Annotated in this window: 13 protein-coding genes and 3 pseudogenes; 8 read left to right on the plus strand and 8 right to left on the minus strand. The window is 71.3% G+C overall.

Going from position 1 to position 13,308, the window contains the following annotated elements; all coding sequences use genetic code 11:
* Nucleotides 1-43: 43 nt before the first annotated feature.
* On the plus strand, nucleotides 44-325 hold the full coding sequence (locus ACXKR8_RS09570) for a hypothetical protein (RefSeq protein ID WP_458272473.1): 282 nt from the start codon (nucleotides 44-46) through the stop codon (nucleotides 323-325).
* 31 nt (nucleotides 326-356) lie between these two features.
* On the opposite strand, the gene ACXKR8_RS09575 is transcribed toward ACXKR8_RS09570, so the two are convergent.
* Nucleotides 357-1,016 (minus strand): TetR/AcrR family transcriptional regulator, encoded by a 660-nt coding sequence (locus ACXKR8_RS09575; RefSeq protein ID WP_458272474.1) that lies wholly within the window; start codon nucleotides 1,014-1,016, stop codon nucleotides 357-359.
* Nucleotides 1,017-1,086: 70 nt separating this feature from the next.
* Between ACXKR8_RS09575 and ACXKR8_RS09580 the strand changes: the two genes are divergently transcribed.
* From ACXKR8_RS09580 to ACXKR8_RS09595, 4 genes and pseudogenes are all read left to right on the plus strand, one after another.
* Complete coding sequence (locus ACXKR8_RS09580; protein WP_458272475.1) at nucleotides 1,087-1,902, plus strand: acetoacetate decarboxylase family protein; 816 nt, start codon at nucleotides 1,087-1,089, stop codon at nucleotides 1,900-1,902.
* A complete protein-coding gene (locus ACXKR8_RS09585; RefSeq protein WP_458272476.1) occupies nucleotides 1,902-2,792 on the plus strand; it encodes an SDR family NAD(P)-dependent oxidoreductase in 891 nt (296 codons plus the stop codon). The genes ACXKR8_RS09580 and ACXKR8_RS09585 overlap by 1 nt, the downstream gene beginning before the upstream one ends.
* A complete protein-coding gene (locus ACXKR8_RS09590; RefSeq protein WP_458272477.1) occupies nucleotides 2,792-4,117 on the plus strand; it encodes an amidohydrolase family protein in 1,326 nt (441 codons plus the stop codon). Before ACXKR8_RS09585 ends, ACXKR8_RS09590 begins: the two co-directional genes overlap by 1 nt.
* Before the next feature lie 11 nt (nucleotides 4,118-4,128).
* A pseudogene (locus tag ACXKR8_RS09595) lies at nucleotides 4,129-5,375 on the plus strand (amidohydrolase family protein).
* Between the two features lie 39 nt (nucleotides 5,376-5,414).
* Here ACXKR8_RS09595 and ACXKR8_RS09600 read toward each other — a convergent pair.
* Both ACXKR8_RS09600 and ACXKR8_RS09605 read right to left on the minus strand, forming a co-directional pair.
* Nucleotides 5,415-5,813 (minus strand): type II toxin-antitoxin system VapC family toxin, encoded by a 399-nt coding sequence (locus ACXKR8_RS09600; protein WP_458272479.1) that lies wholly within the window; start codon nucleotides 5,811-5,813, stop codon nucleotides 5,415-5,417.
* Nucleotides 5,810-6,064 (minus strand): hypothetical protein, encoded by a 255-nt coding sequence (locus ACXKR8_RS09605; protein ID WP_458272480.1) that lies wholly within the window; start codon nucleotides 6,062-6,064, stop codon nucleotides 5,810-5,812. Before ACXKR8_RS09605 ends, ACXKR8_RS09600 begins: the two co-directional genes overlap by 4 nt.
* Nucleotides 6,065-6,242: 178 nt before the next feature.
* Between ACXKR8_RS09605 and ACXKR8_RS09610 the strand changes: the two genes are divergently transcribed.
* Entirely contained in the window at nucleotides 6,243-7,121 is an 879-nt protein-coding gene (locus tag ACXKR8_RS09610; RefSeq protein WP_458272481.1) for a sterol desaturase family protein, read from the plus strand.
* Nucleotides 7,118-7,897: a lysoplasmalogenase gene (locus ACXKR8_RS09615; protein ID WP_458272482.1), complete on the plus strand. Its 780-nt coding sequence runs from the start codon at nucleotides 7,118-7,120 to the stop codon at nucleotides 7,895-7,897. Before ACXKR8_RS09610 ends, ACXKR8_RS09615 begins: the two co-directional genes overlap by 4 nt.
* On the opposite strand, the gene ACXKR8_RS09620 is transcribed toward ACXKR8_RS09615, so the two are convergent.
* Entirely contained in the window at nucleotides 7,822-8,649 is an 828-nt protein-coding gene (locus tag ACXKR8_RS09620; protein WP_458272483.1) for an exodeoxyribonuclease III, read from the minus strand. The two genes, ACXKR8_RS09615 and ACXKR8_RS09620, sit on opposite strands and share 76 nt — an antisense overlap.
* 181 nt (nucleotides 8,650-8,830) lie before the next feature.
* On the opposite strand from ACXKR8_RS09620, the pseudogene ACXKR8_RS09625 reads away from it, so the two are divergent.
* Nucleotides 8,831-9,840, plus strand: a pseudogene (locus ACXKR8_RS09625) (cytochrome c oxidase assembly protein).
* Nucleotides 9,841-9,858: 18 nt separating this feature from the next.
* Here ACXKR8_RS09625 and ACXKR8_RS09630 read toward each other — a convergent pair.
* From ACXKR8_RS09630 to ACXKR8_RS09645, 4 genes and pseudogenes are all read right to left on the minus strand, one after another.
* Nucleotides 9,859-10,662 carry an ABC transporter ATP-binding protein gene (locus ACXKR8_RS09630; RefSeq protein WP_458272485.1) on the minus strand — a complete coding sequence of 268 codons (804 nt, stop codon included), beginning with the start codon at nucleotides 10,660-10,662 and terminating at the stop codon, nucleotides 9,859-9,861.
* Nucleotides 10,655-11,572: an ABC transporter permease gene (locus ACXKR8_RS09635; protein ID WP_458272486.1), complete on the minus strand. Its 918-nt coding sequence runs from the start codon at nucleotides 11,570-11,572 to the stop codon at nucleotides 10,655-10,657. Before ACXKR8_RS09635 ends, ACXKR8_RS09630 begins: the two co-directional genes overlap by 8 nt.
* Before the next feature lie 93 nt (nucleotides 11,573-11,665).
* A pseudogene (locus ACXKR8_RS09640) lies at nucleotides 11,666-12,564 on the minus strand (glycosyltransferase family 2 protein).
* Nucleotides 12,561-13,295 carry a CDP-alcohol phosphatidyltransferase family protein gene (locus ACXKR8_RS09645; protein WP_458274936.1) on the minus strand — a complete coding sequence of 245 codons (735 nt, stop codon included), beginning with the start codon at nucleotides 13,293-13,295 and terminating at the stop codon, nucleotides 12,561-12,563. Before ACXKR8_RS09645 ends, ACXKR8_RS09640 begins: the two are co-directional and overlap by 4 nt.
* Nucleotides 13,296-13,308 lie beyond the last annotated feature (13 nt).

The raw sequence follows: 13,308 nt of genomic DNA on the forward strand, positions 1-13,308 counted from the left end.
CCGACGTAACGTCATCCGAATCGTCCGTCCAAGGAGAAGTACCATGCGGCCTACCGCCCCGTCCCGCAGGGTTGCCCTGACCGTCGCCGCGACCGTAGGGCTGGTCGCCGTGCTCGGCGGCCTCACTGCCTGCAAGTCCAGCAGCGGGGGCAGCGGCAGCAGCACGTCCCCCACCTCGGCCGTACCGACCGGGCTGCCGAGCGGGCTGCCCACCGGGCTTCCCACCGGCCTACCGAGCGGGCTCCCCAGCGACCTGCCGACGGCGCTGCCCAGCGACATCCCGAGCGACGTCCTGCCCTCGGGCCTGCTCCCCAGCGGCCTGTAGGACACGGCGGGCCGCAAGGGACACCCAGCGGTCAGCGCACCCGCTCCGCCCCGCCCCAGAGCGCGCTGACCAGGGCCCGGATCGTGGCGGCGAAGAGTTGTTCCGGGTCGGGCTGCCGGGCCAGGGCCGCGGCGAGGGCCGGGTCCTGCTCGGCGGTCTCGGCATCCCAGAGGTCCGGCTCCCCCGGCTGCTGCCGGGGTGAGCGTTCCCGGTTGCGCTCCACCAGGACGAAGCCGACCACCTGGAACTGCACCGCCCGGACCGCCTCCGCCGCCGCCTCCCCGCGCAGCCCCGCGGCGTGGGCCTCGTGCACCAGGGCGCGCTGCGCCGGCAGCATCATCAGCTCGGTGAGGCCGCGCTCGTGCACCAGCGCGATCAGATGCGGGTGCGCCCGGAGCTTGCGCCGCAGCGCCAGCGCGACCGACTCGGCCCGCGCCGCCGGGGTCGCCCCGCGCGCCCGGATCTGGCCCATCTCCCGGACGGTGCGCTGCACCAGCTCGTCCAGCAGCGCCTCCCGGTTGCCGACATGCCAGTAGATCGCGGTGACGGCGGCGCCCAACTCGGCCGCGAGCCTGCGCATGGTCAGCGCCTGCGGGCCCTGGGCCCGGACCAGCTCCTCGGCGGCGGCGAGCACCGCCTCCCGGCTCAGCGGCGCGCGATCCGCCTGACGATCTGTCTGACTATCTGTCACTTCTCTTTACCCTTCGAGCTGTTCGGAGTAACAGTGTTACAGACCGAAGCGACGAGAGGGTGGTTCAGCCATGGCACGAGTACGTTACGGCCCGCGCTCCGAGGCCGACATCGCGGCGGCGAAGGGCAGCCGCGCCGTCCTGCCCGACATCTGGTCGACCGGGGTGGTCGCGGTGTGGACCACCGACCCGGACGCGGTCGCCCAGGTGCTGCCGCCGCCGCTGAAGCCGGCCGAGCAGGCGCTGGTGCGGGTGAACATCAGCCAGGTCGACCTGTTCGGCTCACCGCTGGGCGCGGGCTCGTTCGCGGTCAGCGCGCAGCACGGCGCGCACACCGGCTGGTATCCGCTGGTGATGCCGATGAGCACCGAGCGGGCGCTGATCGGCGGCCGCGAGGTCTTCGGCGAGCCCAAGAAGCTGGGCGAGATCGCGGTCGAGCGCGTGGAGGACCAGGGGGGCGACCGGGTCCGGGCCACGCTCACCCGGCACGGCATCACCTTTGTCGAGGTCAGCGGCCGGGTCACCGGCGAACTGCCGGTGCCGGAGCCGACCCGGAAGCTGGACTTCTACCTGAAGTTCCTGCCCGCCGTGGACGGCGAGGGCTTCGACCTGGACCCGGTGCTGGTGCACTGCACCCGCAATGAGCGGATCCGGCGGCTGGAGGGCATCGACGGCGAGGTGATCCTCCGGGAGTCGCCGTTCGACCCGGTGGCGGACCTGCCGGTGCACCGGCTGCTGGAGATCACCATCGGCGAGAAGACCTCCGACCAGCGCGGCCGGGTGGTGGAGCGGGTCAGCCCGCAGGCCCTGCTGCCGTATGTGCACCAGCGCTACGACGACCCGATGCAGGTGCTGGACGCACCGATGGCACCGGCCGGGGGCGAGTGATGGAACTGCTGCCGGGACAGGTCGCCGTGGTCACCGGGGCGGCGAGCGGGATCGGCCTGGCGCTGGCGGAGCGCTTCGCCGCCGAGGGCCTCAAGGTGGTCCTCGCCGACGTCGAGGAGCCCGCGCTGGACAAGGCCGTCGCCGGGCTGCGCGAGCGCGGCGCCGAGGCGGTCGGCCGGGTCGTGGACGTCTCCGAGCGGGACAGTGTGGAGGCCCTGGCGGACGCGGCGTACGGGGCCTTCGGCGCGGTGCATGTGCTGTGCAACAACGCCGGGGTGGGGTCCGGCGCCGAGGGCCGGATGTGGGAGCACGAGCCCAACGACTGGAAGTGGGCCTTCGCGGTCAATGTCTGGGGTGTGTTCCACGGCATCCAGGCGTTCGTGCCGCGGATGCTGGCGGCCGGTGCGCCCGGCCACATCGTCAACACCTCGTCCGCGGACGGCGGCATCGCGCCGCTGCCGACCGCCTCCGTCTACGCCGTCACCAAGGCCGCCGTGGTCACCATGACCGAGTCGCTGTACGCGCATCTGCGCGCCGAGCAGGCCCAGATCGGCGCGTCCGTGCTGTTCCCCGGCCCGCACATGCTGCGGACCGGGCTGTGGGAGTCGCACCGCAACCGTCCGGACCGGTTCGCCAAGGAGCGGCCGCGGCGGACCCCCTACCGCAGCCTGGCGCAGTGGGAGGCGGCGATGGAGGCAGCGGGGCAGCAGATCGAGTTCACCCCGGTCGAGGCGGTGGCCGGGACGGTCGTGGACGGGATCAGGGCGGACCGGTTCTGGATGCTGCCCGCGAGCGAGCACAGCGACCGGCAGATCCGGGCCAGGTCCCAGTCGATGCTGGACCGCGCCAACCCCGGCTACCTGGAGCGCTTCATCCTGGAGGAGGAGTGATGACGAACAGTCAGGAAGGTTACGCGGAACCGTATCTGGTGGTCTCCTCGGACTGCCACGCGGGCCTGCCGACCGAGCAGTACCGCCCGTACCTGGAGTCCGCGCACCATGCCGCCTTCGACGGCTTCCTGGCCGAGGCGGAGCAGCGGCGCGAGCAGTCGACCCGGCTCGGGATCCGCAACGAGGCCTTCGCGCAGAAGTGGTTCGAGGACCACGAGGAGGGCCTGCGCGGCGGCTGGGACGCGGCGCAGCGGGCCAAGGAGCTGGACGGCGACGGCGTGGCCGGCGAGGTGGTGTTCCCGGACGCGGACGCCGTGGACAGCACCACCGCCGCGCCCTTCGGCGTCGGGCTCGGCCTGAGCGGGGACCAGGATCCGGTGCTGGGCCTGGCCGGGGCCAAGGCGCACAACCGCTGGCTGGCGGACATGGTCGCGGACGGCGCCAACCCGGAGCGGCACGCCGGGGTGGCGCTGCTGCCGATCACCGGGGAGGTGGGGGCGGTCGTGGCGGAGGTGCGCCGGGCGCACGCATCTGGGCTGCGCGCCGTGATGATCCCGGCCATGTGGGTCGACAAAGCGCCTTATCACGACCGCCGCTACGACCCGGTCTGGGCGGTCTGCGAGGAGCTGCGCATGCCGGTGCTCACCCACTCCGGCGCGGCCCCGCGCCATGAGTACGGCGACCACCTGGGGATCTATGTCACCGAGGTGACCTTCTGGCCCTCCCGTCCGCTCTGGTTCCTGCTCTGGTCCGGGGTGTTCGAGCGCTTCCCCGGGCTGCGGTTCGGGGTCGCCGAGTCGGGCTGCTGGTGGCTGCCCAATCTGCTGTGGTTCATGGACCGGCTCTACCTGGGCGCGCACGGCGGAAAGAAGCTGTCACCGTTCTCGGAGCTGACCATGGCCCCGAGCGCGTACGTGGACCGCAACTGCTTCATCGCCGCGACCAACACCAAGCGGCGCGAGCTGGCGCAGCGCTATGAGATCGGCGTCGGCAACATCTGCTGGGGCAGCGACTTCCCGCACCCGGAGGGGACCTGGCCGAACACCCGGCAGTGGATGCGGACCACCTTCCACGACATCCCGGTCGCCGAGACCCGGCAGATGCTGGGGCTGTCCTGCGCCGAGGTCTTCGGCTTCGACCTGGACAAGCTGCGGCCGATCGCCCAGCGGATCGGCCCGACCCCGGCCGAGTTGGGCCAGCCCGAGGACCAGTCGGCGGTCGAGGCCGCTTGGGCGCCGGCCCGCGAGGTCGGCCGGCACTGGCTGACGGGCCATGACTTCCCCCTCATCGGCACCGCCGCGCCCACCGAGGGGAGGACGCTGTGACCGACTCTGTTGTGACGGGTCGTCAGGAAGAAACCCCCGAGCGCTACACCGTCATCTCCGCCGACTGCCATGCCGGGGCCGACCTGCTCGACTACCGCCCCTACCTGGCCTCGCGGCACCACGAGGCCTTCGACGCCTGGGCGGCGGCGTACGTCAATCCCTTCGCCGACCTCCAGGCCCCCGAGGCCGACCGCAACTGGGACAGCGGCCGCCGGCTCGCCGAGCTGGAGCAGGACGGCATCGTCGCCGAGGTGGTGTTCCCCAACACCGTCCCGCCGTTCTACCCCAGCACCTCGCTGACCGCGGCCCAGCCGACCGCCGAGGAGTACGAGCTCCGCCTGGCCGGGCTGCAGGCGCACAACCGCTGGATGGCGGACTTCTGCGCGCTCGCCCCCGGCCGCCGGGCCGGGACCTTCCAGATCCTGCTGGGCGATCTGGACGCCGCCGTCGCCGAGGTCCGCCGCTGCCGGGCGGCCGGGCTGACTGGCGGCGTGGTCCTGCCGGGGGTGCCGCCGGGCTCGCCCGTCCCCGAGCTGTACTCGGCCTCGTACGACCCGCTCTGGGCGGTGTGCGCGGAGCTGGACGTGCCGGTGAACCACCACGGCGGCTCGGCCGGTCCGGTGCTGGGCGAGGAGCCGGCCGCGCGGGCGGTGTTCATGGTGGAGACCACCTGGTTCTCGCACCGCGCGCTGTGGCACCTGGTGTTCGGCGGGGCGTTCCGGCGCTTCCCCGGGCTGCGGCTGGTGCTGACCGAGCAGGGCTCGGGCTGGATCCCCGGCGTGCTGGACATGCTGGACTACTACCACCAGCGCCTGGTCGGCGCGGCCACCCGGGCCTCGACGGCGGAGTCCAAGTTCGGAGCCGGGCTGGCCGAGGCGATGGGCGCGGGTCCGCGCGCGGTCTGGGAGCGCAACTGCTTCGTCGGCGCGAGCTTCATGCGCGCCCATGAGGTGCCGCTGCGCGAGCGGATCGGGCTGGACAAGATCATGTGGGGCAGCGACTTCCCCCACGACGAGGGCACCTTCCCCTACACCACCGAGGCCCTGCGCACCGCCTACGCCGGGCTGCCGTACCAGGAGGTGTCGGCCATGGTCGGCGGCAACGCGGCCAGGGTCTACGGCTTCGACCTCCCCGCCCTGGACGCCCTCGCCACCAAGGTCGGCCCCCTGGTCGCCGAGGTCGCCCAACCCTCCCCACTCCCCCACCGAACGCCACCAGCCCGGCCTTCGCCACCGGAGGTTCGGTCCGGGTGTGGTGAGACCACCCGCCTCCCCGGGTTCAGCTCACAGGGTTCAGCTCACAGGGCGCGGAGCTGGATCCGGGGATGCTTGCCGAGGAGCTTGGTCATATCGTCGAGATCACTCGTCAGCAGGGCGACCTGACCAGGACGCGCGAGTGCGGTGGCCGCAAGCATCGCGTCGATGGCGTACTTGTGGCCATGCAGTCCGGCTTCCAGGAGCAGGTCCGACGCAGTCGCGGCGACAGCCTCGGTGACCGGCTCCACGGTGATCCTCGATCTGGTCCAGCGCAGCGCCGAGCGGTCGATCTTCGCGTGGACGACCTCGACCAGAACGGCAGCGCTGGTCACCACCGGAATGTCCTCGGCCCAGGCCGCCTGCAGCCAGTTCTGCACCGCGCGGGTGCGCCGTACCGCCTGGGACAGCCCTTCGCCGTCCAGGACAAGGCTCTGGATCACGCAGCCGAGCCGGTCTGCTCGCCAGTCGTCTCGCCGCATGTCTCGCCGCGCAGGAAGGCACGGGCGTCATCGACGGCCTGACGGTCCGCCGGACCGTTGATCCGCTCGAAGTCGTCGAGGAGTTCACCCAGCTTGTCCCGGGCGATACGGCGCACGACGGCCTCCTCGACATAGCGGGAGAACTCCCGCTTGCCGACCCTGGCCCGCACCGCGTCCACGGTGCCCTTGTGCAGGGAGGTGCTGACGGTCATCGTCGGCCCCTCCCCCGGAATCGCACTCGTTTCCGCGGGCTGCCTGGATGGTCCGTCTTTGGGGTCTGCCATGTCCTCACTCTAATGGAACTTCCACGGGAAGGACTGCGGGGAGATTTTCCTACGGGTGGGTAACAAGCCCTATGCAGGGAAGTCTCGCCGTTCTACGCTCCCCAGCATGCCGAACCTGCCCGATGCCGTGCTCTGGTCCGTCCCCGCGTTCGTTCTGTTGACGATCGTGGAGATCGTCTCCTTCTTCGTCCATCCGGACGAGGACGAGCAGGGGTATGCGAAGAGGGACACCGCGACCAGCCTGGCCATGGGGCTCGGCAGCCTGGTGACCAACCTCGGCTGGAAGCTTCCGGCGTTCGCGCTCTACAACCTGCTCTACGCGGCGACCCCGCTGCGGGTGCCGCTGCACTGGTGGACCACGGTGCCGCTGATGCTGCTGGGCCAGGACCTCTGCTACTACTGGGCGCACCGCTCCACCCACCGGATCCGGCTGCTGTGGGCGCAGCACGTGGTGCACCACTCCAGCCGGCACTACAACCTCTCCACCGCGCTGCGGCAGCCCTGGACCGACCTCAGCTTCGGGATCTTCTACCTGCCGCTGATCGTGCTCGGGGTCTCCCCCGCCGCCGTGGCCTTCTGCTCCTCCGTCAACCTGGTCTACCAGTTCTGGATCCACACCGAGCGGATCGGCACCCTGCCCCGGCCCATCGAGTGGCTGTTCAACACCCCCTCGCACCACCGGGTGCACCACGCCTCGCAGGGCGGCTACCTGGACCGCAACTTCGGCGGCATCCTGATCGTCTGGGACCGGCTGTTCCGTTCCTTCACCGCCGAGACCGACCGGCCGGTCTACGGGCTGACCAAGAACATCACCACCTACAACCCGCTCCGGGTCGCCACCCATGAGTACGCCGCGATCGGCCGCGACCTGGCCGCCGCCCGCAGCTGGCGCGAGCGGGCCGGCTACCTGTTCCGGGGACCGGGCTGGCAGCCGGCCGGCTCCGCCGAGGTCCCAGTCGCCGCGAAGCAGCAGGTCGCCGCGTGATCCAGTCCCTCCGGGCCGGTCGATCCCTCGGCGCCCGTCGATCCCTCCAGACCCGGCCGATGCTCGGCTATCTGCTGCTCGGCGGGGTCCATCTGGTGCTGATCCTGATCGGGGTCTCCCTGGGCGCGGATCTGACCAAGCCGCTGCTGATGCCCGCCCTCGCGCTGGCGGTCGGCCCGGCGGTCGGCCTGGCCGCGCCGCGGCTGCTGCTGGGCGCGCTGCTGGCGTCCTGCGCCGGGGACCTGTTCCTGATCTTCGGCGGCAGCTGGTTCCTGGTCGGCATGGGCGGATTCGCCATCGCCCACGCCTGCTATGTGACGCACTTCGTCCGCACCGGCGCGCTGCGCGACCGGGCCCGGCTGCTGCGGACGGCGGCCCCGTACGCGGTGGTCTGGGCCGTGCTGATCACCCTGCTCTGGCCGGATCTGGACGCCGGGCTGCGGATCCCGTTGGCGGTCTACAGCCTGCTGCTGACCGCCACCGCCGTCAGCTCCGCCTGCGCGGGGCTGCGGACCGGACTCGGCGGCGGACTGTTCCTGCTCTCGGACAGCCTGATCGCGACCGACCTGGCGAACTGGCCGCAGCTGCCGGCGGCAGGCTTCTGGGTGATGTCGACCTATCTGACGGCCCAGTACCTGCTCGCCACCGGCATCCTGCGGCGGGCTCAGAACCAGGAGCCAGGGCCGGATTCAGAAGCAGGTCAGAGCGCCAGGTCGACGACCACCGGGGCGTGGTCCGAGGCGCCCTTGCCCTTGCGGGCCTCGCGGTCGACGTAGGAGTCGCTGACGGCCTCGACGAAGGCCTTGTTGGCGTAGGTCAGGTCGATCCGCATGCCGTAGTTCTTCGGGAAGGCCAGCCCCCGGTAGTCCCAGAAGGTGAAGGGGTGGTCGTACTTCAGCGGGCGCGGGAAGACGTCGGCCAGCCCGACGTCCCGCAGGTCGGCGAGGGCCTGGCGCTCGGCCGGGGTGACATGGGTGGCGCCGACGAACTTGCTGACGTCCCAGACGTCGTCGTCGGTCGGGGCGACGTTGAAGTCGCCGAGGACGGCGAACGGGCGCGCCCCGGCGGTGTCCTCGCGGACGGCCTCGCGCAGCGCGGCCAGCCACTCCAGCTTGTAGGCGTAGTGGGCGTGGTCGACCTCTCGCCCGTTGGGCACGTACACCGACCAGATCCGGACCGGGCCGCAGGTCGCGGCGACGGCGCGGGCCTCCTGCTCCGGCTCGGGGGCGATCAGCGCGTCCTCGGTGGCGGCGTCGTCGGCGAGGTAGCCGGGCTGCCCCGGGAGGTCCCGAACCACGTCGTCCAGGCCGATCTTCGACAGGATCGCCACCCCGTTCCAGCGGCCGTTGCCGTGCGCGGCGGTCTCGTAGCCGAGCTCGCGGACCGCGTCGAAGGGGAAGGCGTCGGTGGTGCACTTCAGCTCCTGCAGGCACACCACGTCGGGCGCGGCCGAGCCCAGCCACTCGACCAGCTTGGGCAGCCGGGCGTTGACCGAGTTGATGTTCCAGGTGGCGACGCGAACGGTCATCGGTTGGCTGCTTCCGTGGGGCGACAGAGGTACGGCAATAACCTACCGCTCGGCACCGACAACGGCCCCGGCTGAAGATCGCCCCACGCCCAGGAGCACAATCGGACGGCGGACTGATCCGAGGCACAAGGCAGTCACGACGCGGTACGACACGGCAGGGAAGAGATACGGCGTGATGGACATGCAGCTGGCAGCGGCCTACTCCGGGCCCCCGGCCTGGACCTTCGGCCGGGTCTTCAGCTCCTGGCAGCTGGAGCCGGTGGTGCTGGCGATCGCCTTCCTCGGGACGGTCGGATACCTGTTCGGGGTGTCCCGGCTGCGCGCCGCCGGGACGTCCTGGCCGGTCGGCCGTACCGTCGCGTTCCTGCTCGGGATGGCGCTGTGGGTGTTCACCACCTGCGCCGGCCTCGGCGTCTACGAGAAGGTCCTGTTCACCGACCGGGCGGTGCAGTCGGTGCTGCTGCTGATGGTCGTGCCGCTGCTGCTCGCCATGGGCGCCCCGGTCACCGTGCTGGTCGAGGCCGCCCCTGCGGACCGCCGCGAGCGGCTGCGCGCGGCGGTGCGCGGACGGGCCGCGCAGGTGCTGATGTTCCCGCTGGTGTCGACGGTGGTGCTGATCGTGCCACCGTGGCTGCTGTACTTCACCCCCTGGTACCGGCTCTCGCTGACCAGCACCGGCTTCAACATCCTGTTCCAGGTGGGGTTCGTGCTGCTGGGCCTCGCCTACTTCTGGCCCCGGCTGCAGATCGACCCGGTGGCCCGGCACTACCACCCGCTGCTGGGGTCGCCATCACCGTGGCCGAGGTGATCTTCGACGCGGCCCTGGGCTTCGTGCTGGTGTTCGGCTCGACCCTGCTGATCCCGCACTACTGGGCGGCGCTGGGCCGCCCCTGGGGCATGTCCCCGCGCACCGACCAGTCCTGGGGCGGAGCAGTGCTCTGGGGCCTCGGCGACATCGCCGGGGTGCCTTTCCTGGTCGCGCTGATCGTCCGGGTGATCCGCGAGGAGCGGGCCAGGACGGTCGAGGTGGACCTGCAGCTGGACCAGGAGACGGCGGCCAAGGCGGCGGCACAAGGGGCGGCAGCTGTGTCAGCGGACGTGCCGGCCCCGGCGGATCCGGAGCAGGGCCTGCGCCCCTGGTGGCTGGACGACCCCAACCTGGCCCACCGCTACGGCGGCGGGGAGAGCTGACACACGAGCCGACCAGGGCTATTTCCGGTCCTTCATAAAGGTCTCGTAGGCGGACATGACCTCCTCGGTCGGGCCGTCGGCCCTGATCACGCCGTGCTCCAGCCAGATCGTCCGGTCGCAGGTGTCCCGGATCGCCGAATTCTTGTGCGAGACCAGAAAGACCGTGCCCGCCTCCTGGCGCAGCTCCTTGATCCGGGCCTCGCTGCGGCGCTGGAACGAGGCGTCGCCGGTCGACAGCGCCTCGTCGATCAGCAGCACGTCGTGGGTCTTGGCCGCCGCGATCGAGAAGCGCAGCCGGGCGCCCATGCCGGAGGAGTAGGTGCGCATCGGCAGCGAGATGAAGTCACCGCGTGCGTTGATCCCGGAGAAGTCCACGATCTCCTGGTACTTCTCGCGCACCTCGGCATAGGTCATGCCCATCGCCAGGCAGCCCAGCACCACATTGCGCTCGCCGGTCAGGTCGCTCATCATCGCCGCGTTCACCCCGAGCAGCGAGGGCTGCCCGTCGGTGTAGATCGCCCCCGAGGCGGTCGGCAGCAGCCCCGCCACCGCCGAGAGCGTGGTCGACTTGCCGGAGCCGTTGGAGCCGATCAGCCCGATCGCCTCGCCCCGGTACGCGGTGAAGCTGATGCCGCGCACCGCGTGCACCTCGGTCAGCGCCGGGGAGGTCCTGCGCTTGGCGATCCGGGACAGCGCGGAGGTCGCCGAGCCCTTGCCGGCCCCGCCGCCGTAGACCCGGTAGACGATGTGGACGTCGTCCACGATCACCGTCGGCGTGCGCTCCCCGTTCGACGACGCGTGACCCGGCCCGGGGTCAGCCACGGCCGTACTCCTCCTCGGCTCTCCAGAAGAACACGTAGCCGCCGGCCGAGACCAGCAGCGACCAGCCGAGGACTGCCGGCCAGGAGTGGTGCGGGATGGAGTCGGCCGACACCGAGTCCATCAGGGCGTAGCGCATCAGTTCGTTGAAGAGCAGCGCCGGGTTGAGGTTCAGCAGGGTGGCCACCCAGGACGCATGGCCCGACGTGATGTTGCTGACGCTCCAGAAGATGCCGGAGCCGTACATCCAGGTGCGGATGACGAAGGGCATCAGCTGCGACAGGTCGGTGGTCCTGGCTCCGATCCTGGCCAGGATCAGCGCGAGCCCGGCGTTGAACAGGGTCTGCAGCACCAGGATCGGGACGACCAGGAACCAGCGGAGGGTGACCGGCTCGCCGGTGCCCAGGATGATCGCCACGAGCACGATCATGGAGAACAGCAGCTGCTGCAGCTGGATCACCGTGGCGGCGATCGGCAGACAGGCCCGGGGAAAGTGCAGTGCCCGGACCAGGTTCAGGTTGTCGGCGATGGACCGGGTGCCGGCCATGACCGCGGACTGGGTGAACTGGAACACAAAGACACCCGTGCACAGGTACGCGATGAAGTTGGGGATGCCTTTGTTGGTGCCGAGCAGCACACCGAAGATCAGATAGTAGACGGCGGCGTTCAGCAGCGGTGTCACCACCTGCCAGGCCGAGCCCAGCCGCGCGGTGGTGTACAGCGCGGACACCCGTGCGGTCGCGTACGCCAGGATGAAATGGCGCCGCGACCACAGCTCCCGGGTGTACTCGGCGAGGCTCGGCCGCCGCCCGCTGACGGTGAGGCCGTACTTCGCCGCCAGCTCGGCGGGGCTGAGGGCGGGGCTCGGCCCCTCAGCCCTGGAAGCCGCGACAACGCCGGTGTGCTCGGTCACTCACCGACGTTCTCATGATCCAGCCCGCTCGGCAGTACATATACCGCCAAAGCGGGCATATGTCAGCAGAGCGGGCTTCCTTGTGCCGCCTCGTCAGATCACCGGCGGGCGGCCCAGCCTGGTCATCCGCCACACCGTGCGCCAGCGGATCGGACGGCGCGGGCCGCACGGCGTCCGCCAGCCGTCGGCGAAGCCGGCGAACCACGCCTTCAGCGCCGGGCCGGAAGGCCGCCGGGCCAGCGTGAGCAGCAGCCAGACCCCCAGGTAGACGGGGACGATGACGGCCGGCAGGTTGCGCCGGGCCAGCCACACCCGGTTCCTGGCGATGTTGTGGTTGTAGACCGCGTGCCTGCTCGGCGGGGTCTTCGGGTGGTACAGCAGGATGTCGGCGCGGTACTCGATGTCCCAGCCCGCGTCCAGCGCCCGCCAGGCCAGGTCGGTCTCCTCGTGGCCGTAGAAGAAGTCGGCGGGGAGCTGCCCGGCGGTGGCGAAGACCTGGCTGCGGACGGCGCTGGCGCCGCCCAGGAAGGTGGTCACCTTGGACGAGTGCAGCGGGTCGGCGGCCCTGATCCGGGGACGTGGCGGCGCTGCGTCTCCCCCGTCTCCGGGTCGGCGATCCGGAAGCTGACGATGCCGAGCCGGGGCTCTGCCGCGAACGCGGCGCGGATCCGCTCGGCGTCCCCGTCCTGCGGCAGCAGGCCGTCGTCGTCGAGGAAGAGCACCACGTCGACGTCGGAGCCGTCCTTGCCGAAGGCCTCGATGCCGACATTGCGCCCGCCGGGGATGCCGAGGTTATCCGGCGTCTCGATCCCGCGCACGCCCTCGGGCAGCGCGGGCAGCGGGACGCCGTTGGCGACCACGACCACCTCGACGGCGGGACCCTGCTGCACCGCGACGGAGTCCAGCAGCGCCTTCAGCTCGACCGGCCGGGTGCCCTGGGTGAGCACGACCGCGCCCAGTCGCAGCTCCCCTTCAGCTGTTTGAGCGCTCATCGCAGCCTGCTCGACATGACGATGCTGACCAGGTGCAGCACGGTCTGCAGCACCGCGATCCCGGCCAGCACGGCGACGGCGAGCCGGGTGAAGAACAGGTCCCCGTGCGCGAAGTCGGCGATTCCGGCCGCCAGCAGCACCAGCGAGGCCTCGACGCCGCCGATCAGCCGGTGGAACTTCAGCGAGGCGACCAGCTTGCGGGCCAGCGCCACGCCGGAGGCGCGCGGCACCGAGGCGGAGTCCTCGACCGCGGTCAGGCCGCGCCGGATCCGGGCGACGTCCACCAGGTCCGTCTCGGCCTTGATCAGGATCGCGCCGAGGGCGGCCAGGGTGCCCAGGAAGGCCCACATCCAGTTGATGCTGCTGCCGCTGTGCTTGAACAGGTCGGCGGCCCGCAGGCCGGCGCCGGTGAGCAGCGCCGCCTCGGAGACGTAGTGGCCGACCCGGTCCAGGTAGACGCCGGTGGTCGAGGTCTGCTTGCGCCAGCGGGCCAGCTCGCCGTCGACGCAGTCCAGGCCCAGGTAGGTCTGGATCAGCAGGGCCGCGAGCACCGCCCCGGTCAGGCCGGGGATCAGCAGCGCGGCGCCGCCGAGGACGCCGGTGATCATCATCAGCCAGGTCAGCTGGTTGGGGCTGACCGGTGCGTTGATCAGGTGCCGGGTGACCCGGGACGAGATCTTTCGCATGTAGAGCCGACCGGCCCAGTGCTCGCCGGACCGCCGTTCGAGCATGCCCTCGGGGTGG

The organism is Streptacidiphilus sp. PAMC 29251, assembly GCF_054208735.2.

Coding starts and splice junctions, on each gene's coding strand:
- ACXKR8_RS09605 (WP_458272480.1), bottom strand. CDS start 6,064: ATGACCGTCAGCACCTCCCTGCACAAGGGCACCGTGGACGCGGTGCGG.
- ACXKR8_RS09585 (WP_458272476.1), top strand. CDS start 1,902: ATGGAACTGCTGCCGGGACAGGTCGCCGTGGTCACCGGGGCGGCGAGC.
- ACXKR8_RS09570 (WP_458272473.1), top strand. CDS start 44: ATGCGGCCTACCGCCCCGTCCCGCAGGGTTGCCCTGACCGTCGCCGCG.
- ACXKR8_RS09645 (WP_458274936.1), bottom strand. CDS start 13,295: ATGCTCGAACGGCGGTCCGGCGAGCACTGGGCCGGTCGGCTCTACATG.
- ACXKR8_RS09590 (WP_458272477.1), top strand. CDS start 2,792: ATGACGAACAGTCAGGAAGGTTACGCGGAACCGTATCTGGTGGTCTCC.
- ACXKR8_RS09580 (WP_458272475.1), top strand. CDS start 1,087: ATGGCACGAGTACGTTACGGCCCGCGCTCCGAGGCCGACATCGCGGCG.
- ACXKR8_RS09620 (WP_458272483.1), bottom strand. CDS start 8,649: ATGACCGTTCGCGTCGCCACCTGGAACATCAACTCGGTCAACGCCCGG.
- ACXKR8_RS09610 (WP_458272481.1), top strand. CDS start 6,243: ATGCCGAACCTGCCCGATGCCGTGCTCTGGTCCGTCCCCGCGTTCGTT.